24 protein-coding genes are annotated in these 22,041 nt (G+C 65.6%); 8 read left to right on the top strand and 16 right to left on the bottom strand.

The features are described 5' to 3' along the window. The gene (locus AR323_RS05880) at window positions 1–1,044 is read left to right on the top strand and encodes an A/G-specific adenine glycosylase (protein ID WP_057883007.1); all 1,044 of its coding nucleotides are present in this window, start codon (window positions 1–3) and stop codon (window positions 1,042–1,044) included. Here AR323_RS05880 and AR323_RS05875 read toward each other — a convergent pair. Then, entirely contained in the window at window positions 1,041–1,265 is a 225-nt protein-coding gene (locus tag AR323_RS05875; protein ID WP_057883006.1) for a hypothetical protein, read from the bottom strand. The genes AR323_RS05880 and AR323_RS05875 overlap by 4 nt on opposite strands. A gap of 99 nt (window positions 1,266–1,364) precedes the next feature. Between AR323_RS05875 and AR323_RS05870 the strand changes: the two genes are divergently transcribed. Genes AR323_RS05870 through AR323_RS05860 form a run of 3 tightly spaced genes read left to right on the top strand, consistent with a single transcriptional unit; the run spans window position 1,365 to window position 4,230 of the window. Continuing rightward, complete coding sequence (locus AR323_RS05870; protein ID WP_057883005.1) at window positions 1,365–2,696, top strand: serine hydrolase domain-containing protein; 1,332 nt, start codon at window positions 1,365–1,367, stop codon at window positions 2,694–2,696. Then, window positions 2,693–3,565, top strand: a complete 873-nt coding sequence (gene nudC, locus AR323_RS05865; RefSeq protein WP_057883004.1) for an NAD(+) diphosphatase — start codon at window positions 2,693–2,695, stop codon at window positions 3,563–3,565. The genes AR323_RS05870 and nudC overlap by 4 nt, the downstream gene beginning before the upstream one ends. Next, complete coding sequence (locus AR323_RS05860; RefSeq protein WP_057883003.1) at window positions 3,562–4,230, top strand: DsbA family oxidoreductase; 669 nt, start codon at window positions 3,562–3,564, stop codon at window positions 4,228–4,230. The genes nudC and AR323_RS05860 overlap by 4 nt, the downstream gene beginning before the upstream one ends. Here the strand turns inward: AR323_RS05860 and AR323_RS05855 are convergent. Both AR323_RS05855 and mgtE read right to left on the bottom strand, forming a co-directional pair. Then, window positions 4,227–4,619: a DUF1489 family protein gene (locus tag AR323_RS05855; RefSeq protein WP_057883002.1), complete on the bottom strand. Its 393-nt coding sequence runs from the start codon at window positions 4,617–4,619 to the stop codon at window positions 4,227–4,229. The genes AR323_RS05860 and AR323_RS05855 overlap by 4 nt on opposite strands. A gap of 77 nt (window positions 4,620–4,696) precedes the next feature. Then, a complete protein-coding gene (gene mgtE / locus AR323_RS05850; RefSeq protein ID WP_057883001.1) occupies window positions 4,697–6,139 on the bottom strand; it encodes a magnesium transporter in 1,443 nt (480 codons plus the stop codon). 99 nt (window positions 6,140–6,238) lie between these two features. Here mgtE and AR323_RS05845 point away from each other — a divergent pair, with 99 nt between their 5' ends. Both AR323_RS05845 and AR323_RS05840 read left to right on the top strand, forming a co-directional pair. Further along, window positions 6,239–6,703, top strand: a complete 465-nt coding sequence (locus AR323_RS05845; protein WP_057883000.1) for a peptidylprolyl isomerase — start codon at window positions 6,239–6,241, stop codon at window positions 6,701–6,703. 42 nt (window positions 6,704–6,745) lie between these two features. After that, the gene (locus AR323_RS05840) at window positions 6,746–7,666 is read left to right on the top strand and encodes a helix-turn-helix domain-containing protein (protein ID WP_057882999.1); all 921 of its coding nucleotides are present in this window, start codon (window positions 6,746–6,748) and stop codon (window positions 7,664–7,666) included. Between the two features lie 10 nt (window positions 7,667–7,676). On the opposite strand, the gene AR323_RS05835 is transcribed toward AR323_RS05840, so the two are convergent. The 13 genes from AR323_RS05835 to AR323_RS05775 all read right to left on the bottom strand — a co-directional run bounded on the left by AR323_RS05835 (window position 7,677) and on the right by AR323_RS05775 (window position 17,474). Next, window positions 7,677–8,399 carry an EcsC family protein gene (locus AR323_RS05835; RefSeq protein ID WP_057882998.1) on the bottom strand — a complete coding sequence of 241 codons (723 nt, stop codon included), beginning with the start codon at window positions 8,397–8,399 and terminating at the stop codon, window positions 7,677–7,679. A 67-nt stretch (window positions 8,400–8,466) separates the two neighbouring features. Further along, a complete protein-coding gene (locus AR323_RS05830) occupies window positions 8,467–9,348 on the bottom strand; it encodes a LysR substrate-binding domain-containing protein (protein ID WP_083495255.1) in 882 nt (293 codons plus the stop codon). Between the two features lie 75 nt (window positions 9,349–9,423). Next, window positions 9,424–10,335, bottom strand: coding sequence for a hemolysin family protein (locus AR323_RS05825; protein ID WP_057882997.1), 912 nt, complete (start codon window positions 10,333–10,335; stop codon window positions 9,424–9,426). A gap of 17 nt (window positions 10,336–10,352) precedes the next feature. Further along, entirely contained in the window at window positions 10,353–10,841 is a 489-nt protein-coding gene (ybeY, locus tag AR323_RS05820; protein ID WP_057883195.1) for an rRNA maturation RNase YbeY, read from the bottom strand. Further along, the gene (locus AR323_RS05815; protein WP_057882996.1) at window positions 10,838–11,857 is read right to left on the bottom strand and encodes a PhoH family protein; all 1,020 of its coding nucleotides are present in this window, start codon (window positions 11,855–11,857) and stop codon (window positions 10,838–10,840) included. The genes ybeY and AR323_RS05815 overlap by 4 nt, the downstream gene beginning before the upstream one ends. 105 nt (window positions 11,858–11,962) lie before the next feature. Further along, window positions 11,963–13,309, bottom strand: a complete 1,347-nt coding sequence (miaB, locus tag AR323_RS05810; RefSeq protein ID WP_057882995.1) for a tRNA (N6-isopentenyl adenosine(37)-C2)-methylthiotransferase MiaB — start codon at window positions 13,307–13,309, stop codon at window positions 11,963–11,965. 35 nt (window positions 13,310–13,344) lie between these two features. Further along, window positions 13,345–14,097, bottom strand: a complete 753-nt coding sequence (locus AR323_RS05805) for a lysophospholipid acyltransferase family protein (RefSeq protein WP_057882994.1) — start codon at window positions 14,095–14,097, stop codon at window positions 13,345–13,347. Continuing rightward, the gene (locus AR323_RS05800; RefSeq protein WP_057882993.1) at window positions 14,097–14,519 is read right to left on the bottom strand and encodes a Fur family transcriptional regulator; all 423 of its coding nucleotides are present in this window, start codon (window positions 14,517–14,519) and stop codon (window positions 14,097–14,099) included. The genes AR323_RS05805 and AR323_RS05800 overlap by 1 nt, the downstream gene beginning before the upstream one ends. A 62-nt stretch (window positions 14,520–14,581) precedes the next feature. Further along, the gene (locus AR323_RS05795) at window positions 14,582–15,022 is read right to left on the bottom strand and encodes a MucR family transcriptional regulator (protein WP_057882992.1); all 441 of its coding nucleotides are present in this window, start codon (window positions 15,020–15,022) and stop codon (window positions 14,582–14,584) included. A gap of 144 nt (window positions 15,023–15,166) precedes the next feature. Beyond that, entirely contained in the window at window positions 15,167–15,625 is a 459-nt protein-coding gene (locus tag AR323_RS05790; RefSeq protein WP_057882991.1) for a GNAT family N-acetyltransferase, read from the bottom strand. Then, window positions 15,622–16,236: a tRNA (adenosine(37)-N6)-threonylcarbamoyltransferase complex dimerization subunit type 1 TsaB gene (tsaB, locus tag AR323_RS05785; RefSeq protein ID WP_057882990.1), complete on the bottom strand. Its 615-nt coding sequence runs from the start codon at window positions 16,234–16,236 to the stop codon at window positions 15,622–15,624. Before tsaB ends, AR323_RS05790 begins: the two co-directional genes overlap by 4 nt. Window positions 16,237–16,278: 42 nt before the next feature. After that, the gene (locus AR323_RS05780; protein ID WP_057882989.1) at window positions 16,279–16,887 is read right to left on the bottom strand and encodes a malonic semialdehyde reductase; all 609 of its coding nucleotides are present in this window, start codon (window positions 16,885–16,887) and stop codon (window positions 16,279–16,281) included. Window positions 16,888–16,895: 8 nt separating this feature from the next. Beyond that, the gene (locus AR323_RS05775) at window positions 16,896–17,474 is read right to left on the bottom strand and encodes a NifU family protein (protein ID WP_057882988.1); all 579 of its coding nucleotides are present in this window, start codon (window positions 17,472–17,474) and stop codon (window positions 16,896–16,898) included. A gap of 111 nt (window positions 17,475–17,585) precedes the next feature. Here AR323_RS05775 and AR323_RS05770 point away from each other — a divergent pair, with 111 nt between their 5' ends. Together AR323_RS05770 and AR323_RS05765 are read left to right on the top strand one after the other, a co-directional pair. Next, the gene (locus AR323_RS05770; protein WP_057882987.1) at window positions 17,586–20,537 is read left to right on the top strand and encodes a M16 family metallopeptidase; all 2,952 of its coding nucleotides are present in this window, start codon (window positions 17,586–17,588) and stop codon (window positions 20,535–20,537) included. A 124-nt stretch (window positions 20,538–20,661) separates the two neighbouring features. After that, window positions 20,662–22,035 (top strand): class II 3-deoxy-7-phosphoheptulonate synthase, encoded by a 1,374-nt coding sequence (locus AR323_RS05765; protein WP_057882986.1) that lies wholly within the window; start codon window positions 20,662–20,664, stop codon window positions 22,033–22,035. Window positions 22,036–22,041: the final 6 nt, after the last annotated feature.

Genomic DNA, 22,041 nt, shown 5'->3' with positions numbered 1-22,041 from the left:
ATGAGTGCCAGCAAGGACCGCAGCGCGAACGGCGTGTCGCAGCGATTGCTGGAATGGTACGACCGGTCGGCGCGAACCCTGCCGTGGCGCAGTCCGCCCGGGAAGCCTCCTCCGCCGCCCTATCGTGTTTGGCTGTCGGAGGTCATGCTCCAGCAGACGACCACGGCGGCCGTCGCGCCGTACTACGCTCGCTTCCTAGAGCGCTGGCCGACCGTTGAGGCGCTGGCCGCGGCCGAGGATGCCGACGTCATGGCCGCCTGGGCGGGGCTGGGATACTATTCGCGGGCGCGCAACCTGCTCGCGGCGGCGCGAGCGGTCGCGGCGCGCGGCTCGTTTCCCGATACCGAGGATGGCTTGCGCGCTCTGCCGGGTGTCGGGGCCTATATCGCCGCGGCGGTGGTGGCGATCGCCTTCGACAGGCGCGCGGTGGTGGTCGACGCGAATGTCGAGCGCGTCGTGGCGCGGCTGTTCGCGATCGGGACGCCGCTCCCCGCTGCGCGCAAGGAGATCCGCGCCGGTGCCGATGCGATTACCCCCGACGAACGGGCGGGCGACTTCGCGCAGGCGATGATGGATCTGGGCGCGACGATTTGCACGCCGCGCGACCCCCGTTGCCTGTTGTGTCCGCTGGCCCAAGATTGCCGCGCGCGGGCCGAGGGCGATCCGGCGCGCTTTCCCGTGAGGCCCGCCAAAAAGGCGAAGCCGACGCGCAAGGGAGCCGCTTTCTGGATCGAGCGCGTCGACGCGACCGGTCGTTCGGTCTGGCTGGTGCGGCGCGAAGGGAAGGGGATCCTCGGCGGAATGCGCGCCTTGCCCGACGACGGCTGGTCGGCGCGCGCGGACGGCTTTGGTGTCCCGTCAGGCGACTGGCATCATGCCGGGACCGTGCGGCACGGCTTCACGCACTTCGATCTGGAACTGTCCGTCCACGTATCGCGGGCGGCGCAACCCGATGGCGAAGGGGAGTGGTGGCCGGTCGAAAGGATCGAGGAGGCTGGCTTGCCGACCCTGTTCGCGAAGGCTGCGGCCCGCGCGCTCGGCTAGATGATGCCGCCGCCCAGGCTCAGGCGGATCACGGCGATCAGCAACACGATCAGGCAGAAATTGCGCCCGGCCTTGCTGGTCGAGGACAGCTGCCCGACGATGACCCCGATTACGATCAGCGGGAGCGCCAACCAGTTGGCCCAGCCGAGAAAGGGGATTGTCGCGGGAATGACGATCACCAGCGAGATGATGCCGAGGATGAATGCGATGATGTTGCCCATGTGTCCTACATGGCCAGCACACCTGCGCTTTGCAAGCCCGATTGACCGCGTCGCGTCGATGACGCACATCCTGAAATGAAACCGAATTGGGAGAGTTCGATGGCATTCAGGGATTTCGCCACGCCGCAGATGTCGCGCCGATCGCTGATCCGTTCCGGCGCGATGCTGGGCGCGGGCGCGGCGTTTGCCGGGCTGCCGCTCGGGCGCGCCGCGATGGCCGCCGATGCGATGAAGTGGCCCTCGGTTGCCAAGCTGATCGACGGCTATGTGACTCCGCGCAAGCTCGCCAACGTGGTGGCGACCCTAGGCTGGGGACAGGGCGCACCCGATGTGGTGGCCGCTGGCAACCTTGCTCTGGGGGCCGAAGCGCCCGCGGGTGTCGACAGCCTCTATCGCATCTATTCGATGACGAAACCGGTCACCGGCATCGCCACAATGATGCTGATCGAGGACGGGAAGTTGGGCCTCGACCAGCCGCTGGCCGAAATCCTCCCCAAGTTCGCCGACATGAAGGTCCAGAAGACCTACGACGGTGGGATCGCACCGGCGGACCTCGAGCCCGCGGCGCGACCGATCACGATCCGGCATCTGCTCACCCACACGGCGGGCCTCGGCTACACGATCATGCAGAAGGGGCCGATCAAGACGGCCTATGAAGACGCCGGGGCGATCGCCGGTCAGGTCACCAAGCTGCCGATCGGCGCGGTGTTCGGCCGCGGCACCCCGGTGCGGAGCCTCGAGGCGTTCGCCGATGCGCTGGCCCGCCTGCCGCTGGTGGCGCAGCCCGGCACGCGCTGGCTCTATTCGGTCAGCATCGACCTGCTCGGGCGGGTGATCGAGGTGGCGTCCGGTCAGACGTTCGACGCGTTCCTCAAGGACCGCATCTTCGCGCCGACGGGCATGGACAGCACGTACTTCACCGTGCCGCAAAGCGAGTTGGGTCGCTTCACCACAAACTACGGCATCATGAACGGGGCGATGCTCCCGCTCGATCCGGCGAATCAGTCGGTCTATGCCGACGCCCCGGCGTTTCCGATGGGCGGGGCGGGGCTTGTCTCGTCCGCGCGCGACTACGACCGGTTCCTGCGGATGCTGCTCGGCTACGGCACGATCGACGGCAGGCGCGTCATGAGCGAGCCCGCGGTGCGCCTCGCCACGTCGAACCTGCTGCCGGACGGTGTCGAGACCAAGGGCACCTTCGCCGAAGGGCAGGGCTTCGGCGCCGGTGGTCGGGTCGGCCTTGGCGCGATGGCCGGGACGTTCGGCTGGGGCGGTGCGGCCGGCACGGTCGCCTACGTCGATTTCAGGCGCTCGCTGCGCGCGGTGATGATGACGCAGTACATGCCGTCCGATACCTATCCGCTCACGGCGGAGTTCTCGAAGGCGGTGGTCGCCGATCTGGCCGCGATGGCGGGCGCAAGCCCCGCGTGATCGCGTTCAGCGGGTCCCCGCTCGACCGCGCCGACCACCTGCGGACCGACCCCGCGGCGCTGTCCGCGGCGATGGACTGGCGTGCGCGGCTGCTTCGCCTCGACGGGCTGATGCCGTCATACGATCCGGCAACCGGCGCACTCGACTGGGGCAGCCTTGTCGAAGTGCCCGAGGGCGCGGACCTCGTCTTCCTGGGCTTGCTGGAAGGGAAAGCGTGCTTCGCTGCGGTCCCCGAAAAGGGTGCCGAGGGTCCGGCCTATGCCCAGCCGCAGGTGTGGCAGGCGATGCAGGTCCTCTCGCCCGCGGACCTAGCGCTGTATGGCGGGGCGCGCAGCCTCGTCGACTGGCACGCGCGCCATCGCTTCTGCGCGCGGTGCGGGGCCGGAACGAAGCCCGCCAAGGGGGGCTGGCAGCGCGATTGCGGTTCGTGCGGCGCGCAGCACTTTCCGCGCACCGATCCCGTCACGATCATGCTGGTGGAGCACGAAGACAAGCTGCTGATGGGCCGCCAGCCGCGCTTCCCGCCGCGCATCTTCTCCGCCCTGGCCGGTTTCGTCGAACCGGGCGAGACGATCGAGGAAGCCGTCGCTCGCGAGGTGTACGAGGAAGCCGGCGTGCGGGTGCGCGACGTCACCTACATCGCCAGCCAGCCGTGGCCGTTTCCCAGCCAGTTGATGATCGGCTGCCATTCCGTCGCCGAAGACGACGCGCTGACCGTCGACCATACCGAGCTGGAGGAAGCGCGCTGGTTCACGCGCGAGGAACTGCTTGCCGCGCGCGCAGCCGGGCCCGAAGGCAACGAAACGCTGATCTTCCCGCGATCCTTCGCGATCGCGCATCACCTGGTGAACTGGTGGCTCGACCGATGACCGAAAAAGTGACGATCGATATCTGGTCCGACGTGATGTGCCCGTGGTGCGTCATCGGCTACAAGAACCTCGAAGCGGCGCTCGCCGGGCTGGAGGGCGAGATCGAGGCGGAGATCCGCTGGCTGCCGTTCGAACTGAACCCCGACATGCCGCCGGAAGGCGAGGAAAGCCGGGCGCACATCGCGCGCAAGTACGGGCGGACGCCCGAAGAGGCCGAGGCGGGGCGGACAATGATGGCCGAGCGGGCCGCCGCCGCAGGCCCGTTCGACTATACCGGCCCGGGCGATCCGCCGCGATCGATGCTGTGGAACACGTTCGACGCGCACAAACTGCTCAAGTGGGCGCTCGATAGCGCGGGGGCCGAAGCGCAGACCCGGCTGAAGCTCGCGCTGTTCGCGGCGCATTTCCAGCAGCGTCGCAACGTGGGTAGCCGCGACGTGCTGTTCGACGTGGTGGAGGAACAGGGACTCGACCGTGCGGCGGCTATGGCGGCGCTGGACGATCCGCAGATCGCGGCGGAAGTGCGTGCCGAGGAGCAAATGGCCTTCGACAACAACGTCTCGGGCGTTCCGGCGATGGTGATCGACCGCAAGTTCATCGTGCCCGGCGCACAGGATCCCGAGACTTATGCGAACGTGCTGCGCAAGGTCGTCGGCAAGCGCTAGATCAGCCCCAGCTTGGTGAGGCGCCCGGCGAGCCTGCCCGGGATCGCATCGACCGGTTCTTCCCCTTCCTCCAAGTCCCGCGGTGCCTGACGCTCGGTCAGGTAGCGCCAGCCCTGGTGCGCGCGCTTGTGCTTGGGCTGGACCGGTATCAGCCGGGGCGCCAGGCGGATCGTCCAGTGTCCGTCGGGCCGTTCCGCGAAACCCAGGATCTCGCTCCGCGCGACGATCGCGTGATCCATGATCCAGTAGAGCGAGCCGCCGATCATCTCGGCATGGCGCGTCGGGCGATAGCGGGTGCGCATATGCGCTTCCTCGCCGGCCTCGACCCAGCCGCGCAGCTCCTCGAGCGATTTCGAGGTGTAGGCGATCTTGGTCATGCTGAGCGGCATGGCAGTTAGGTAGTCGGTCGGCGGGGGAGGGCAACCGCTGATATCGACCCGGGGGGCCAGATTTCCGTTCGAGTCGATCAGCCCGCCAGGCCGCTCGCCACTGCCAGACCGAGAAACGCCAAGAAGCCCATCGAATCGGTTATCATGGTCACGAACACGCTCGATGCGACGGCGGGGTCCTGGTCCAGCCGTTCGAAGATCACCGGCACCGCGACGCCCGCAAGCCCGGCGACGATGATATTGATCAGCATCGCCGCAGCGATCACGCCGCCCAGTTGCGGGGTGAACAGCAGCGCCACCGCCACGCCGATCAGGACGGCCACGGTCGCTCCGTTGAGAAGGGCCACGCGCAGTTCGCGCCAGATCATCCGGCGGGTGTTCGCTCGGGTCAGCTGGTTCATCGCGATCGCGCGCACCGTGACCGCCATGGTCTGCGTGCCCGCATTGCCGCCGATGCTGGCCACGATCGGCATGAGCACCGCCAGCGCCACCAGCTGCTCGATCGCGGCGCCGAACATCGCGATGATCGCGCTCGCGACCACCGCGGTCCCTAGGTTGGCGACGAGCCAACGCACCCGCGCGACATATGCATCGCGGATCGGTTCGTTGATGTCACCGTCGCCCGCGCCGGACAGCAGCAGGGTGTCCTCGCCCGCTTCCTCGGCCACGATATGGACCACGTCGTCGGCGGTCATCTGGCCCACGAGCCGCCCGTCCTCGTCGACCACGGCGGCCGAGATCAGGGCGTATTTCTGGAACATGTTGCCGACCTCTTCCTGGTCCATCGTGACCGGGATCAGGGTCTGGTCGCGCTTCATCACCTCGGTGAGCGGCTTTGACCGGGGTGCGCGCAGGATCGCGGAAAGCAGGCAGGTTCCGACCGGCTTGTGCGCCAGGTCGACCACGAACACTTCCCAGAATTCGGTCGGCAGTTCGTCATGATCGGCATCGCGCAGGTAGTCGATGATGTCGCCGACGTTCAGGTGCTCAGGTGCCGCGACGAACTCGCGGCTCATCAGGCGGCCGGCGGTCTCCTCGGGATAGGCCAGCGCGCTTTCGATGGCGGCGCGGTCTTCCGGCTCCATCTCGGCGAGAACGGCCGCCTGGTCCGCCGGTTCGAGATCCTCGATCAGCTGGACGGCATCGTCGGTGTCGAGTTGTTCGGCGATCTCGGCGACCGCCTCGGGAGGCAGCGCCTCCATCATGTCCTCGCGGACGTAGTCGTTCAGTTCCGCGATGACGTCGCCGGTGAGAAGATCGGTGATCGCCGCGGCGAGACGCGGGCGCTCGTGGCTTTCGAGCAGTTCGAAAAGGTCGGCCACGTCGGCAGGGTGGAGCGGCTCGACCAACTGGTATGCGCGGGAGCTGTCGCCCCGCTCGATCGCCTCGCGCACGCCCCGGACGTATTCTGGCTTCAGACGGTTGTCTTCGTCGTGACGCTCGTCGTCGACGCGGTCGTCCGGACGGTCGTCCTGCCGTTCGTCGAGCGCTTCGCCGTCGAGGATCGTCTCGTCCACCATTCGGCTGGCCTTAGGCGCGGCGCAATGAAACGCAAGCGGACGGGTGACTTCGTCGCAAGGGCCCCTATATCGGCGCGCGACTCAAGACAGGAGATACCGATGGCCGCCGATACGCTCACTTTCACGCTCGACACCGGAGACGGACAAGGCGGCGACGTCGTGATCAAGTTGCGGCCCGATCTCGCCCCCGGTCACGTGGCGCGCATTACCGAGCTTGCGAACGAAGGATTCTACGACGGCGTCGTGTTCCACCGCGTGATCCCAGGGTTCATGGCGCAGGGCGGCGACCCGACCGGAACCGGCATGAGCGGCAGCGACAAGCCTGATCTGAAGCAGGAATTCAACGCCGAACCGCACGTTCGCGGCACCTGCTCGATGGCCCGCACCAACAATCCCGACAGCGCGAACAGCCAGTTCTTCATCTGCTTCGACGATGCGCGTTTCTTGGACAAGCAGTACACCGTCTGGGGCCAGGTCGAGAGCGGCATGGAGCATGTCGACGCGCTGCCGAAGGGCGAGCCGCCGCGCCAGCCGGGCAAGATCGTCAAGGCAACCGTCGCCTGATCTGCACCGGAACGCAGGCGTAGGGGAAGCGTTCGCCCCCACATGAGCCACGGTTGGGCCGCCGCCACAGTCGCCAACGAAAACTGCGCGCTTTCCAGTGCGCCGCGGTTGGCGATCTGGCGGCCCGCGCCCGACCTTGCTCCCTTCGTCAGCGGCTATCACCTTTACGCGGTGGACGACAACGGGGGCGAGCCCAATCGCGGAGCGTTCGAGCCCGCGTGGGCAAGCCTTCGCTTCGCCGTCGTCACAGAATGGTGGCGCGTGCGCTTTACGGGGAAGGACTGGCAGGAACCGCCGCGCTCCGCGTTGTTCGGACCGAGCAGCAAGCTGGCATGGTCCGAATCGGGTAGCGGCATCCTCGTCGGCGTCGGATTGCGACCGCGGGGCTGGGCGCGCCTGTTCGCTCAACGCGCCAAGGACTGGTCCAATCGGATCGACGAGATCCCGCGGCTGGGCCAGACCGATCCCTCGACGCTGATCGCGCGTTTTCGCGCTCTGTCCAACGATGACGACGTGCCGGCGATTCTCGACGAGGTGCTTCGCGCAGCGATGCGGCGTGCGTCAGCGGACGAACCCAAAGTTGCCGCGCTCGAAGCCGCGCTGGTCGATCCCTCGATCCGCTCGGTAGCCGAATTGACCGACATCCTCCAGATGCCGCTCCGTAACCTCCAGCGCTCTTCGGACCGGGCGTTCGGTTTTTCGCCCCGCCTGCTCCTTCGCCGGGCCCGGTTCCTGCGATCGCTCCATGCGATAAGGGCATCCGGGCGTCGAATGGGGTCGTTGGCGATCGATCCAGCCTACACGGACTATTCGCACTTCATCCGCGATGCGCACGACTTTCTCGGCATGTCACCCCAGGCGTTCCTCGACCGCGACATGCCTTTGCTGAAGGCGTCGTTGCACCTGCGGGAAAGGGTCATCGGAACCCCTGCGCAGGCGCTCGATCCGGCAGTCGGTTTTTGATCGCATTCGCTCAGGGACGTGTTTTGAGCCAGCGCTCCTGAAAGGCAAACCTCGCGGCCTTGGCGACGTCTTCCTGAAACGACCGGTTCACGATCAAGCCCACTGCCGAACCCGCGATGGGGACGACCATGCCCAGGCGTCGCCTGAACGTCACGAACGCCATCGCCCGGCTGATCCGCTCGATCGCGGCATCGACCATCGGGGTCGCGGCATCGCCGGAGACGATCCTTAGCGATCCGTCATCGGCGATGGTGCGCTCGATCGCCGCGATGCGATCTGCACGCAGTTCGGGGTCGTCCAGCGCAGCCAGTTCCAGAACCTGAAGCCTGAAGAGTTTTTCCGCCTCACCAGTGCCGTTGAAGCCGTATGCGCGCCCGATATCGCGAATCGAGCGGAGCGCAATGCCGATGGATGCTGGCAAATCGAGCGTCGCCGAAATTGCCCCGCCAAATCCGGCCGCGGCGCCAGTCGCGCCATTGATCGTCTTCGCGGCACGTTCGATTTTTTCCGAAGCCTGCCGCGCAGCACCAATATCGGACGGGTCGTGTCGCAGATTGGCGACAGCAGGAGCGCCCGCGGCGGTATCGAGCGCTTTGACCAGCGATTCTACCATACCGTTGGGCACAACGCTGGCGATCGCCTTGCCGAACGGATTGGTCAGCCGCTCGATCCCGCGCCCCAGACGCGATGGCCGCGCATTGCGAAAGGCAGTTTGTTCCTGGCGAATGTCCACGTGAAAGCTCCCTGTGTTCAGCCCCATAAACACCCGAAGCGGGGCGCGTGTTCCGCGCCGATCGTCATCAAAGTTCGGCTTTGACCAGCCAATCGTGGAATAGCCTCACCGGACGCTGATCCAGGTCCCGCGGGCGGCAAACGAACCAGTAAGAATAGGGGCTGGCGACGTCGATATCGAACAGCCGTGCGAGGCGCTTGTCGCCCGCGCGCTTGAAGTGGTCGTCGTGCATGATCGCGATGCCCAGACCCTGGGCTGCGGCCTCGAGAATAAGCTGACCGGAATCGTAATGGTCGATGGCTGCCGGCTCGAATTTCTTCAGTCCGAGCGCCTCGCGCCAGGCGACGAAGCTGTCTGGCAACTCGTTGTGGACCAGGAACGTCTGGCTCGCCAGGCGAGTGGCATCGGGGACCGGACCGATTTCCGCCGCCAAGGCGGGCGATGCGATGGCGTAGACCGAATTGTGATCGAGCCGCACCGAATGAAGAGCGGGATCGGGTTCGTGCATCAGGACAATCGCGGCGTCGAGCGTGTCGCCCACCCGATCGAGTAGATGCGGTCCGGTATCTATATCGATGTGAAGCCTCGGGTGCAGCTTGCGCAGCTCCTGAAGGCGCGGAAACAGGCGCTGTCCGCCGAACAGGGGCAGCACGCCCAGATGCAATCGCATGAGGCCGACGGTGTCGGATTGCGCTTCGACCGCTGCCGCCAGCGCCTCGATGTGAGGGGCGACCGCGTCGTGAAAGGATCGCCCATCGTCGGTCAGCTGCATCGATTGATGTGCGCGGGTGAACAGCTTCTTCCCGACGAAGTCTTCGAGCGAACCGATACGACGTGACAAGGCCGACGGACTGAGGCCGAGTTCGGTCGCCGCCGCACGGGCCGAACCTAGACGGACGACGCGCAGGAACGCCTCGAGCGCGCGTAGGGGGGGAAGGCGGCGGGTCACGGCGGCGAAGATGTGTACAGCGGTGCGACTTGTCGAGCGTCTTTTTGCCGCAGTTGCGAAATAAACCGCCTGCGGTCAGGTTTCGACTTCCTCCGGCGGGTGAAGGCGCAGCCGCTTGACGTGAGTCTCGTCCGCGTCGGTCACCTCGATCCGCCAGCCGCTATCGTGCGCCAGCACAGTTCCGATCTCCGGAACCGTCTCCGCGAGGACGAATGCGAGACCACCCAAGGTATCGACCGCTTCCTCGACTTCGGCGAGGCGGGGATCGATCCTTTCAGCCACATCGTCGAGTTCGGCCCGTGCGTCGCAATCCCACATCCCGTCGGGCAACGGAATTATCCACTCCGGCTCTTCGTCGTCGTGTTCGTCCTCGATATCGCCGATGATCTCCTCGACCAGATCCTCGATAGTGATGATCCCGTCGGTGCCGGAATATTCGTCGACCACCACGGCGAGGTGAATGCGCTGCTGGCGCATGTCGGCCAGCACGTCGAGCGCGTTACGGGCCTGGGGCACGTAGAGCGGCTGGCGCATGAGCGTGGTCCAGTCGGTCGGCGGTGCCGCATTGGTGGCGATGATCGGAAACACGTCCTTGATGTGCATCATGCCGATGACTGTATCGAGCGTGTCGCGATAGACCGGCAGGCGCGAATGCCCGTGCTCGGCAAAGGCGCCCACGATCTCGTCCCACGTCGCCGCGGCGCTCAGCGCGACGATGTCGCCGCGCGGAATGGCTACGTCGTCGGCATCGCTCTCCGAAAAATGGAGCAAGTTGCGCACCATTTGCCGCTCAACCGGCGATAGGTCGCCATTGGGGGGCGAGGGCACGCCGTCCTCGGCCTCGGCCGCGTCGTGCTCGTCGATCACCTCCTCGAGCTGTTCGCGCAAGGAGCGTTCGCCATCGTCGGTGTCGAAGAATTTTCGGACTGCGAGCCAAAGCCCGCGCTTACTGTCCGCTTCTCCCGTCTGGGAATCGTTGTCGGGCATGGCCCTGTTTTGGTCCTCTATGCTTGAGACGTGCCATATGGGTCGTCGAAACCCATCGTTGCAAGAGCCTTGATCTCCAACGCTTCCATCGCGTCGGCTTCCAGAGCGTCGTGATGGTCGCGGCCGGACAGGTGCAGCAGGCCGTGGACGATCAGGTGAGCCGCGTGGCTCTGCGGCGAAATCTCCTTCTCCACCGCCTCGTGACTGCACGTTTCCCAGGCGAGGGCGACGTCTCCGAGCATAACCGGCGCGCCATCGAGCGGCAGGGCCAGAAGCTCGTCCCGCGTCAACATCGGGAAGGACAGGACGTTGGTCGGCGCGTCCTTCGATCGCCATTCGCGGTTGAGCGCGTGCACCTCGTCGTCGACGGTGAACAGGATGCTGGCCGACAGCCGCGAATTCGCAAGTTCGGGCGCAACCGATTCGGTGGCCTCGCGCGCGCGATCCGCCAGTTCCTCCCAGTCCGTATGGCCAGGCCACCCATCGACTTCGATATCGAGTGTCAGGCTGAAGGTCCTTCGTACGCCTCGACGATGCGGCCCACGATTGGGTGGCGGACCACGTCTGCGGCGGTGAAGCGGCTGACGGCAATGCCCTCGACGCCCTCGAGCTTGTCGACCGCGTCGGCCAGGCCGCTCATCCTGTCGCCGCCCGGGATGTCCACCTGCTTCGGGTCGCCGCACACGACCATACGGCTGTTCTGGCCGAACCGGGTGAGGAACATCTTCATCTGTTCGCGCGTCGTGTTTTGCGCCTCGTCGAGGATGATGAAGCTATCGGCCAGTGTGCGGCCGCGCATGAACGCGATCGGCGCGACCTCGATCACGCCGCTCGCAAGGTGACGCTCCACCTGTTCGGGCGGCAGGCAGTCGTAGAGCGCGTCGTAGAGGGGCCGCAGGTAGGGATCGACCTTCTCCTTCATGTCGCCGGGCAGGAAGCCGAGCTTCTCGCCCGCCTCGACCGCAGGGCGAGAAAGGATCAGGCGCTGCACGCTGCCGCTGATGAGCTGGCTCACCGCTTGCGCGACCGCGAGATACGTCTTGCCGGTGCCCGCAGGGCCGAGCGCGAACACGATGTCCTCGCTCGCGAGCTGCTGCATGTAGGGGATCTGGCCGGCGCTGCGCGGAACGATGGTCTTGCGCCGCGTGCGAATCATGATCGGCGGCGCATCGACGCCGCCGCGCACGATGCCTTCCAGCGTGGGTTCGACCGACATCGCGATCAATCCCTCGATCGCGCCGGCGTCGAGCTCCTGTCCCAGCGCCAGGCGATCGTACATGGCTTTCAGAGTATCGCGCGCACGGGCCACCGAATCTTCGCTACCCTCGATCTGAACCCGGTCGCCGCGGGCGGAGATGAACACGCCAAGGCGATTCTCCACCTGCACCAGGTTGGCGTCGAATTGTCCGAACAGAGGGCCCAGAAGCCGCTGGTCTTCGAAGGTGATCTCGCTCCGGGCGCGGCGCGAGGTCGCGAGGGGGATCGGTAGTGCGCCGTCGGCGCGGGCTGGTTTGCGGGCCATAGACGCCTTGGGGGCGCTCCTTCTCGAGGGATCAAGCGAGTCGCAAGATGTGGTCGCCGGGGCGGATAGGCAAGCGCAGGCCACTCGCGATGCGGTGGAAAAGCGTCAGGCGGGGACCGGCTGCTGCAACACTCTGCCCTCGAGCGAGTTGGGGCCAGCCTCCAATAATTCGACTTCGACGAGGTCCCCGATGGCGTGATCGCCCTCGAACCAGACCGATTGCAGCCAAGGCGATTTGCCGAGCCATTGACCCGGCTTTTTGCCATGTCGCTCGACGAGCACGGTGCAGCGCCGACCCTGGGTGGCTCTGTTGAACGCCAGTTGGTCGCGGTTGAGCGCCGCCTGGAGCCGTTGAAGCCGCTCGTCCATGACCTCGGGCGAAACCTGGTCCTCCATCGTCGCTGCAGGCGTGCCGGGACGAGGAGAATACTTGAAACTGAAAGCCTGCGCATAGCCGACCGCGTCGACCAGTCGCAGAGTGTCGATGAATTCGGCCTCGGTTTCGCCGGGGAAGCCGACGATGAAGTCGCCCGACAGTGCGATATCGGGGCGCACCGCGCGAAAGCGATCGAGCAGGCGGAGATATTCGTCTGCAGTGTGACTGCGGTTCATCGCCTTGAGCACCCGGTCGGAGCCGCTCTGCACCGGCAGGTGGAGGAACGGCATCAGCTTTTCGATTTCGCCATGCGCAGCGATCAGGCCATCGGTCACGTCCGAAGGGTGGCTGGTCGTGTAGCGGATACGATGCAGCCCGGGTCGCTCGGCGAGTGCGCGGATCAGCCCGTCGAGCCCGATCGGACGTCCGTGCGGATCTTCGCCGGTCCAGGCATTGACGTTCTGTCCGAGCAGTGTGATCTCGCGTGCACCGGCTTCCACCAACCTGTCGGCTTCGGCCGCCAGATCATTGTAAGGGCGCGAAATTTCGGCTCCGCGCGTATAGGGAACGACGCAATAGGTGCAAAACTTGTCGCACCCTTCCTGGACCGTCAGGAATGCGCTTGGCCCCGACCGCCGGCGCGCCGGCAGCGCGTCGAACTTCGCGATTGGCGGCATGTCGGTGTCACTGGTGCTTTCGCCGCGAACTGCCGCTTCGAGCATCTCGGGCAAGCGGTGATAGGCCTGGGGGCCGACGACCATGCTGACGGCAGGAGCGCGGGCCATGATCTCCTCGCCCTCGGCTTGGGCCACGCAACCGGCTACCGCGATCAGCGGTCGCTTCCCGACCTTGTCGCCCGCCTTCACCAGCCGGCCGATATCCGAGTAGACCTTGTCCGCCGCCTTCTCCCGGATATGGCAGGTGTTTAGCACGACAAGGTCGGCATCCTCGCCGTCCGCAGCGGGTGCGATGCCCTGCGACGCGAGCAATTCGCTCATGCGCTCGCCGTCGTACACGTTCATCTGACAGCCGAAGCTCTTGACCCGGTAGGTTTTCGGGGGCGGGGAAGTTGTCATGGGGCGCGGCGGTTAGCCGAAAACGGGCGAAGTGGCTAGCGCACCATCGCTGCCGCGATCCGCGAACGCGCCTCGGCCGAGATTGTCTTTCGGTCCGACAGCGCGTCGCCGCTCAACGGAGGCAGGAACACCATCGTCAAGCGTATGGGCCGCAGCCGCGCAAGGATGCGCTTGAAATTGTCCAGGCCATGTTCTTCGCCCACCCAAGCTATCCGCGCTGCATCGTCGTAGGCGAGAAGGACCGGCTGGACCACGAGACCCTCGGGCAGGGGGTCGAGCGCGGACAGCAACGAGGACTTGAACGGCAGCAGGCCGGTGCCGTCGCTCGTCGTGCCTTCGGGGAAGAGCGTGAGCGCGCCGCGCGCATCCATCGCCGCCCGGACCTGCTGGACCTGCAAGGCGATGCTCCGCCGATCGTGCCGCGCGATGAAGACGGTATCGTTCATCTCGCACAACCATTTGAGGAAGGGGAAGGCCGCCAGTCCGTCATGCGCCACGAAGGCGGTGCCGGTCGCATGGGCGAGGGCGGGAATGTCGAGCCAGCTTACGTGGTTGGCGAGGTGCAGCGCGCCTCTGTGCGGGCGACCCTCAATGCGCAGGTGCAGGCCCGCGATCATTCCGATCGAGGAAAGAAACACTCGTGGCCACCACCGCCCCGCACCCACCAAACGCCACAACAGGTGCAGCGGCGTACACAAGAGCAGCACAAACACCATCAGGACGAGACGAAAAACCACCAGCGCCCACCCGAGCGGGCGAATCCGCTGAGCGGGCAGGGCGTGCGCCATCAACCCTCGCGGTCGAGCCGGACTCCGTAGAGTTCCATCCGGTGATCGACCAGGCGATAGCCGAGCTTCTCGGCGATCTGCCGCTGAAGCGCTTCAAGTTCCGGATCGACGAACTCGACGACCTTGCCGGTCTCGACGTCGATCAAGTGGTCGTGATGCGCTTCGGGTGCGGCCTCGTACCGGGCACGCCCGTCGCCGAAATCATGGCGGTCGAGGATGCCGGCCTCTTCGAACAGGCGAACGGTGCGATAGACCGTCGCGATCGAAATCTTGGGATCGATGTCGGACGCCCGCTTGTGGAGCATCTCGACGTCAGGGTGATCCTCGCTCGCGGACAGCACCTGCGCGATCACCCGGCGTTGCTCGGTGATGCGAAGGCCGCGTTCGGCGCACAACGCCTCGAGGTCGATGGTCTGATGCAAGCGAAGCTCCGCGATTGGTCGTCGCCCCGGAACCTAGGGCTCCGGGGCGCGACTGCCAAGCCTCAGACGACTTTCTTCTTTCGTCCGCGCTTCTGCGTCGGGTTCCGGCCCAGACCGATTTTCACGGCCAGGTCGCGGCGGGTTTCCGCATAGTCTGGCGCGACCATCGGATAGTCGGAAGCGAGGCCCCAACGCTGACGGTATTCGTCGGGCGTCATCCCGTGCTCGGTCATCAGGTGACGCTTGAGCATCTTCATCTTCTTGCCGTCTTCCAGGCAGACCAGATGATCTTTCTTTACCGAAGAGCGGATCGAGACCGCGGGTTCGGGCTGGGGTTCGGCTACGGTGGTTGCGCCGCCAAGTCCTGCCAGCGCGTGATACACATTGGTTATCAGGGAAGGGACATCTTCCACGGATACATTGTTGTTACTTACGTGGGCGGCGACGATGTCCGACGTAAGAGTAATAAGCATTTCCGAAGAGTCGGTTTCCGGGTTGTTCATTTTCTACCTCGTGCGATCGATGGTGCGCAGGGTTATCGACCCAATTCGCCTGCGTGGCTTCGCTTAAGCATTTTTTGCAAGGCGAAACAAGCAAAGCGCCGGTTCTGCTTCGCGTGTTCGCACGCTTTTCAAGCGATGTGCCGATCAGATTTTGTACGCGAATGTAATTGCGTCCAATTTCTTGGAATCGCTTCCACGGTAATAGTCCTTTCGAACCCCGATCGGCTGGAAACCCAACTTGCGGTAGAGCCCGATTGCCGGGTTGTTGTGCCGGGTCTCGAGGAACAGGCGCTCGGCGTTGCGAGTCCGGGCGTCCTCGATCGCCTGGCGAACCAGTTTCTCGCCAAGGCCGCGTCCGCGATGTTCGGGCATTACCGCGACCAGCAGTAATTCCTCCTCGCCCGGAGCGGCGCGGACCAGGGTAAATCCGGCGCATGGTTCTTCCGATTCCGATGCCGTCCGTCCGTCCGTCGCCAGCAGTCGATAGTGTGTGTGCGCAAAGGCCAGCGAGTCCGAAACCTGTCGCCGTGTCCAGGCCTCACCCCAGACCGGGTCGAAAGCGGCCTCCATGATGGTCATGATCCGGTCGACATCGTCGTTCACGTCGGCAGCTTCGCGTCGGGTCCCCGGCCGTAGATCGGGCCGATATCAGAGGAAATTTGCGTTGTATCCATCTGGCTCAGCATTCGTGCGTCCGGGAGCAGGTGGTCGCTGCGCGCGCTAGCGCCAAGCAGGGAAGCAAACTCATCGGCTTTTGTGCCAGCAATGCGATCCATCGCTCCGCGTGCGACCGCAGCCTCGGGCGACAACGAGGCGAGTGCGGTCAAAGGCCGCCCACCTCGGACGAAATCCTGCACGAACCACTCGCCGTGGCCGCCGGCCATGCAGACCGTAACCCCATCGATCCCGCTCTTCGCGCACGCCATCGCGGCGACCAGCGAAAGGGTAGGGTAGCCGCGGACTTCGCTTCCCCAGGCGACCGCAAGCGACCCGGCGACTGCGATTCCGATCCGTACTCCCGTGAAGCTGCCTGGCCCCAGCGAGACCAGAATCCGATCCGCTTTGCCGCGGTCCGGAAGCGCTGCGATCATCGGCACGAGATGTTCGGCGTGGCCGCGACCCAGCAGCCTGTGATCGCCGGCCACCAGGTCGTCGCCATCGAACAAGGCGATCGAACAAGCTTCGGTCGCACACTCGATCACCAGGGTTCGCATTGCCGGTCCCAAGCCGAATGACGGCCTCGGCGCAAGAGCGCGTCAGACGACGGTGTTGAACTTTGCGAAGTCGGGACGCGGGCTCCGGTCGAATATGGTGCTGGCATCGCCATATCCGATCGAGCAAATCCAGTCGGCGCGCACCTTGGGATCTTCGGCGAAGAATTCTTCGGTGACCTTGTCCAAGTTAACGCCCGACATCGGACCGCAATCCAGACCGAGCGAACGAGCGGCCAGCATCAGATAGGCACCCTGCAAAGCCGAATTTCGCGCTGCGGTCGTCTTGCGATTGGCCTCGTCGCCATCGAACCATGCCTTGGCGTCCGTGTGCGGAAACAGCCAGGGAAGCTCTTCGTGGAAGTCGATGTCGTAGCCGATGATCACGCAGACCGGTGCGGTCGTGATCTTCTTCTTGTTGGCATCCGAAGCGAACTGCGCGAGCCGCTCTTTGGACTCCTGCGTTTTGCACCAGATCAGCCGGGCGGGCTGGCAGTTGGCTGAGGTCGGACCCATCTTCGTCAGAGCATAGATCGTCTCGATCTGCTCGTCGCTTACCGGCTTATCCAGCCAGCCATTGTAGCTGCGCGCATCGCGGAAGATCTGGTCGAGTGATTCGTCCGCCAGGGGACGGTCATGATACTGCTTTGTCATGGATTTCCTTACGCGGCGCGAACTTCGGTTACTTCGGGGATGTAGTGCTTCAGCAGCCCTTCGATCCCGTGCTTGAGCGTGGCGGTGGACGAAGGGCAACCCGAACAGGCGCCCTGCATCTGAAGGTGAACCACACCGTCCCGATAGCCGCGATAGACGATGTCGCCGCCGTCGTTGGCCACTGCGGGCCGGATACGGGTTTCGAGCAGTTCATGGATCTGCGCGACGATGTCTGCGTCGGCTGGATCGTCCTCGACTGCAGGGGCTTCATCGATCGGAACCGAAAAGCCCGCCGCGTCGCCGCCGGCGAACAACGGCGCGCCGCTGACGAAATGATCCAGTAGCACGGCCACGACCTGCGGCTTCAGTTGCGACCAGTCGACGCCGGGGGCGGCGGTCACCGAAACGAAATCGGCACCGAAGAACACGCCGGTCACTTCTCCGGTATCGAATAGCGCCTCAGCCAGAGGGCTGGCTTCCGCGGCTTCGGGCGAGGCGAACTCGCGCGTGCCCGCGGGCATGACCTGGCGGCCTGGCAGGAACTTGAGCGCTGCGGGATTGGGGGTGGTTTCGGTCTCGATGAACATGGGATGCGATGTAGGGACGGGGCCCCGATGCGGCAAGCACAAGCCGGTGCGAGCGTTTCTACGCGCTCATTCACTATCCCTTCACTCGCGGCTTCCCTATAGAATGCCCGCATGAGCCTTTTTCCGCGTGCCCTCCGGCACATCGCGCCGCTTCTTCCGCTCACTTTGCTCGCTTCGCCGGTCCCGGCGCAGGAGACCGTTGCGGCGGCCGCGCCCCAGCATCTGCAGGTCGGATCGGAAACGCCGTGGATCTACCGCGGCAGCGACGTTCCGCGCGACAAGGAATGGCAGTTCGGCGAGATGCCCAACGGGCTGCGCTACGCCGTCAGGAAGAACGGGGTGCCGCCCGAACAGGTTTCTATCCGGGTGCGGATCGATGCCGGTTCGATCCATGAGCAGGACAGCGAACAGGGCTTCGCCCATCTGCTCGAGCACATGACCTTCCGCGAGAGCAAGTACCTCGCCAATGGAGCCGCGATTCCGACGTTCCAGCGCCTCGGGGCGACTTTCGGCAGCGATACCAACGCCGAGACGACCCCAACGCAGACCGTCTACAAGCTCGACGTGCCCGAGGCGAACCCGGCCAAGCTGGAGGAGGTCTTCAAGCTCCTTTCGGGCATGATCCAGGAGCCGACGATCTCGGCAAGAGGGTTGTCCGAAGACCTGCCGATCGTGCTTGCGGAGAAGCGTGAGCAGGCCGCCGCTGCCAAGCGCGTGGCGGAAGAAAGCCGCAAGACCATCTTTGCCGGACAGCGCCTCGCGAACCGTCTGCCGATCGGCACCGAGGCGACGCTGACCGCCGCCACCCCGCAGAGCGTCCGCGCATTTCACGACCGCTGGTACCGTCCCGAGAACACCGTGATCGTGGTCGCGGGCGACGCCGATCCGCAGGTGCTCGCCGCCCTCGTCGAACGCTATTTCGGCGAATGGAAAGGCCGCGGCCCCCACGTTCAGCCGCCCGACTTCGGCGATCCTGTCGCCCCTGCGGGCGCGGACCCGTCCAACCCGGTCGGCGAGACGCAGGTCCTCGTCGAGCCCGATCTGCCGCGGTCGCTGACCTACGCGATCATGCGACCCTGGCGTCCGGTGAACGACACGATCGTCTATAACGAGGGGCTGCTACTCGATTCGCTGTCGCAGGCGATCATCAACCGTCGGCTGGAATCGCGTGCCCGGGCTGGTGGTTCGTACCTCTATGCCCAGGTCAACCAGGACGACGTCAGCCGCACCGCCGACGCGACGTTCATCAGCATGGCGCCTTTGACCGAAGACTGGCAGGCCGCGTTGGCCGACGTGCGCGGCGTCATCGCCGACGCCCTGGCAACTCCGCCGACGCAGGAGGAAATCGACCGCGAGATGGCCGAATTCCAGGTCGCATTCGCCAGCTCCGTCGAACAGCGCGCTGTATTGGCTGGATCGAAGCTGGCTGACGACATCGTCCAGGCGGTCGATATCCGCGAGACCGTGGCCGCGCCCGAGACGGTCCTACTGGTGTTCGAGGGCATGAAAGACAAGTTTACCCCGGCGAACGTCCTGAAGCACACGCGGGCGCTGTTCACCGGCGCGGTGACGCGGTCGGTCTATGTGACGCCCAACGCGTCCGAGGCGAGCGCACAGGCGCTGCGCACCGCACTGCTTGCGCCGGTCGCGGCCGACGGCAGTGCCCGACTTGCGGCCAAATCCGTCTCGTTCGACGATCTGCCGCCGGTCGGCGCCCCCGGTACCATCGCCGAGCAGGCGCTGCTGGGCGTCCTCGATATCGAGCGGGTGAAGTTCGCCAATGGCGTTAGTGCGCTGCTGTGGAGCAACAATGCCGAACCGGGGCGGGTCACCGTCAAGGTCAGGTTCGGTTCCGGTCGCCGTGCCTTCGGTCCGGACGACGCCGTCTATGCCTCGCTCGGCGAGGCCGCGCTGGTCGGATCGGGTGTCGGCGAACTGAGCCAGGAAGATCTCGACCGCATCTCGACCGGGCGCCGCATGGGCTTCGACTTCGCGATCGACGAGGGCGTGTTCACCTTTACTGCGCAGACCCGTTCGGCGGATCTGGCCGACCAGCTTTACCTTTTCGCCGCCAAGCTCGGAATGCCGCGCTGGGATGCCAACCCGGTGATCCGCGCGCGTGCCGCCGCCAAGCTGGCTTACGAAAGCTATTCTACCAGCCCCAACACCGTGCTGGATCGCGATTTCGAGTACGAGTTGTACGGCCGCGACCCGCGCTTCGCCACGCCGACGCCGGCCGCACTCGACGCCGCGACACCCGAAGGTTTCCGCAAGGTGTGGGAGCCGCTGCTTGCCCAAGGCCCGGTCGAGGTGCTCGTTTTTGGCGAATTTGATCAGCCAGCGACGCTGGAGGCCCTGCGCCGCACGTTCGGCGCGCTCCCCCAGCGTGAGCCGATTCCCGCCGCCGCGCTTGCCCGGTCGACGACCGTCACGAGCGGCGCACAGCCGCGCGTCCTCTTCCATCGCGGAGACGAGAGCCAGGCTGCCGCGGCCGTGGCCTGGCCTACCGGAGGGGGAGTCGTCGGTCTTCGCGAATCCCGCCAGCTCCAGATTCTCAGCGACCTGTTCAACAACCGCCTGCTCGAAGAGATGCGCGAGCGGACCGGGGCGAGCTATTCGCCGCAGGTCATCAACGAATGGCCGGTCGACGTGGATTCGGGCGGGGCCATCAAGGCGCTCGCGCTTATCCGTCCGCAGGATGTGCCGGCATATTTTGCGGCCACGGAATCGATCGTGCGCGAGCTGGTCTCGACTCCCGTGACGGCGGACGAACTGGCGCGGGTAACGGAGCCGCTGAAGCAGTCGGTCAGCCGCGCCTCGACCGGCAACACGTTCTGGCTGTGGCAGCTGGAGGGTGCGAGCGAGGATGCGCGCCGTGTGGCGCTGCTGCGCACGCTGCTGGTCGATTACACCCAGACCACGCCGGAAGCGATGCAGGCGCTGGCCGGCAAATACCTTGCGGGGCAGTCATTCCGCCTGGCGATCATCCCCGAAGGGCAGCAGCTCGCGACCGTGGTCCCTGCCGCTCCGATGGGTGCGCCAGTCGCGACTGGCGGGCGCTGAGACCGACGCCTCGACACGCAGGCTTGGCCGTAGCCAAGATTATCGCGCTTGGCCGCGCGCCCGCTTTGCAGTTCGGTGGGAAGGCGCTTAAGCGTCAATTCCCGCAACGATCGACGAAGAGACAGTGGCAAGCAACTGGACCCCTGAAAGCTGGCAGTCGCACGAAGCGCGGCACCTGCCGCGATACGAGGACCCCGCCGCACTGGCGGAGGCCGAGGCGACGCTTGCGAATTACCCCCCTCTGGTGTTCGCGGGCGAAGCGCGCGCGCTGAAGGCCGATCTGGCCGCCGTTTCCAACGGCCACGGTTTCCTGCTGCAAGGCGGGGACTGCGCCGAAAGCTTTGCCGAGTTCCACCCGAACAACATCCGCGACACGTTCCGCGTGCTGCTGCAGATGGCGGTCGTCATGACTTTCGCCAGCAAGCGGCCGGTGGTGAAGGTTGGCCGCATGGCAGGCCAGTTCGCCAAGCCGCGCAGCTCGGACACCGAAACGCAAGGGTCGGTCACCCTGCCGAGCTACTTCGGCGATAACGTCAACGGGATCGAATTCGACCCCGAGACGCGCCGCAACGATCCGCAGCGCATGGTCCGCGCTTATTCGCAAGCGGCCGCCACCCTCAACCTGCTGCGCGCGTTCGCGGGCGGCGGCTATGCCAACTTGCGTCAGGTGCATCGCTGGACGCTGGACTTCATGGGCCGCAGCCCCTGGGCCGACAAGTTCAAGGACGTGGCCGACCGGATCGGCGAATCGCTCGACTTCATGGAGGCGTGCGGGGTCGATCCCGAGGTCCTGCCGCAGCTTCAGCGGACTAGCTTCTACACCAGCCACGAGGCGCTGCTGCTGCCGTACGAGCAGGCGCTTACCCGCCAGGACAGCCTTACCGGCGATTGGTACGATTGCTCGGCGCACATGGTGTGGATCGGCGATCGCACCCGCTTTCCGGGCAGTGCACACGTCGAATTCTGCCGCGGCATCGGGAACCCGCTGGGGATGAAGTGCGGACCGAGCCTGGAGCCGGACGACATGCTTCGCCTGCTCGACACGCTCAACCCGGCGCGCGAGGCCGGGCGCATCACCCTCATCAGCCGGTTCGGCCACGACAAGGTGGAATCGGGCCTGCCGCGCCTCGTGAGGGCGGTGGCTCGCGAGGGTCATCCAGTGGTGTGGAGCTGCGACCCCATGCACGGCAACGTCGTCAAATCGGACAGCGGGTACAAGACCCGCCCATTCGACCGCATACTGAGCGAGGTGAAAGGCTTCTTCGCGGTCCACCGTGCCGAGGGCACCCACGCCGGCGGCATCCACATCGAGATGACCGGGCAGGACGTGACCGAATGCGTCGGCGGCGCTGTCGCTATCACCGACGAAGCGCTGGGCGACCGTTATCACACGCATTGCGACCCACGGCTCAATGCCGCGCAGTCGCTCGAACTGGCGTTCCTGCTGGCCGAAATGCTCAACCTGGAAGCGCAAACCCGGCCCGCAGCGGCGGCCTGACGCCCC

It is taken from the genome of Tsuneonella troitsensis (genome assembly GCF_001441535.1).
Classification (GTDB): Bacteria; Pseudomonadota; Alphaproteobacteria; order Sphingomonadales; family Sphingomonadaceae; genus Tsuneonella; species Tsuneonella troitsensis.
Note: the sequence above shows the minus strand (reverse complement) of the source record. Positions and strands in the feature narration are given on the sequence as shown.

Excerpts from the sequence above, each read along its gene's own strand:
- mgtE (WP_057883001.1), bottom strand. The coding sequence starts at position 6,139 with ATGGTGGACGAGACGATCCTCGACGGCGAAGCGCTCGACGAACGGCAG.
- AR323_RS05775 (WP_057882988.1), bottom strand. The coding sequence starts at position 17,474 with ATGTTCATCGAGACCGAAACCACCCCCAATCCCGCAGCGCTCAAGTTC.
- tsaB (WP_057882990.1), bottom strand. The coding sequence starts at position 16,236 with ATGCGAACCCTGGTGATCGAGTGTGCGACCGAAGCTTGTTCGATCGCC.
- AR323_RS05840 (WP_057882999.1), top strand. The coding sequence starts at position 6,746 with ATGAGCCACGGTTGGGCCGCCGCCACAGTCGCCAACGAAAACTGCGCG.
- AR323_RS05780 (WP_057882989.1), bottom strand. The coding sequence starts at position 16,887 with ATGACAAAGCAGTATCATGACCGTCCCCTGGCGGACGAATCACTCGAC.
- AR323_RS05795 (WP_057882992.1), bottom strand. The coding sequence starts at position 15,022 with ATGAACAACCCGGAAACCGACTCTTCGGAAATGCTTATTACTCTTACG.
- AR323_RS05815 (WP_057882996.1), bottom strand. The coding sequence starts at position 11,857 with ATGGCCCGCAAACCAGCCCGCGCCGACGGCGCACTACCGATCCCCCTC.
- AR323_RS05855 (WP_057883002.1), bottom strand. The coding sequence starts at position 4,619 with ATGCCGCTCAGCATGACCAAGATCGCCTACACCTCGAAATCGCTCGAG.
- AR323_RS05805 (WP_057882994.1), bottom strand. The coding sequence starts at position 14,097 with ATGGCGCACGCCCTGCCCGCTCAGCGGATTCGCCCGCTCGGGTGGGCG.
- AR323_RS05770 (WP_057882987.1), top strand. The coding sequence starts at position 17,586 with ATGAGCCTTTTTCCGCGTGCCCTCCGGCACATCGCGCCGCTTCTTCCG.
- AR323_RS05845 (WP_057883000.1), top strand. The coding sequence starts at position 6,239 with ATGGCCGCCGATACGCTCACTTTCACGCTCGACACCGGAGACGGACAA.
- AR323_RS05825 (WP_057882997.1), bottom strand. The coding sequence starts at position 10,335 with ATGCCCGACAACGATTCCCAGACGGGAGAAGCGGACAGTAAGCGCGGG.
- AR323_RS05875 (WP_057883006.1), bottom strand. The coding sequence starts at position 1,265 with ATGGGCAACATCATCGCATTCATCCTCGGCATCATCTCGCTGGTGATC.
- AR323_RS05870 (WP_057883005.1), top strand. The coding sequence starts at position 1,365 with ATGGCATTCAGGGATTTCGCCACGCCGCAGATGTCGCGCCGATCGCTG.
- AR323_RS05880 (WP_057883007.1), top strand. The coding sequence starts at position 1 with ATGAGTGCCAGCAAGGACCGCAGCGCGAACGGCGTGTCGCAGCGATTG.
- AR323_RS05860 (WP_057883003.1), top strand. The coding sequence starts at position 3,562 with ATGACCGAAAAAGTGACGATCGATATCTGGTCCGACGTGATGTGCCCG.
- miaB (WP_057882995.1), bottom strand. The coding sequence starts at position 13,309 with ATGACAACTTCCCCGCCCCCGAAAACCTACCGGGTCAAGAGCTTCGGC.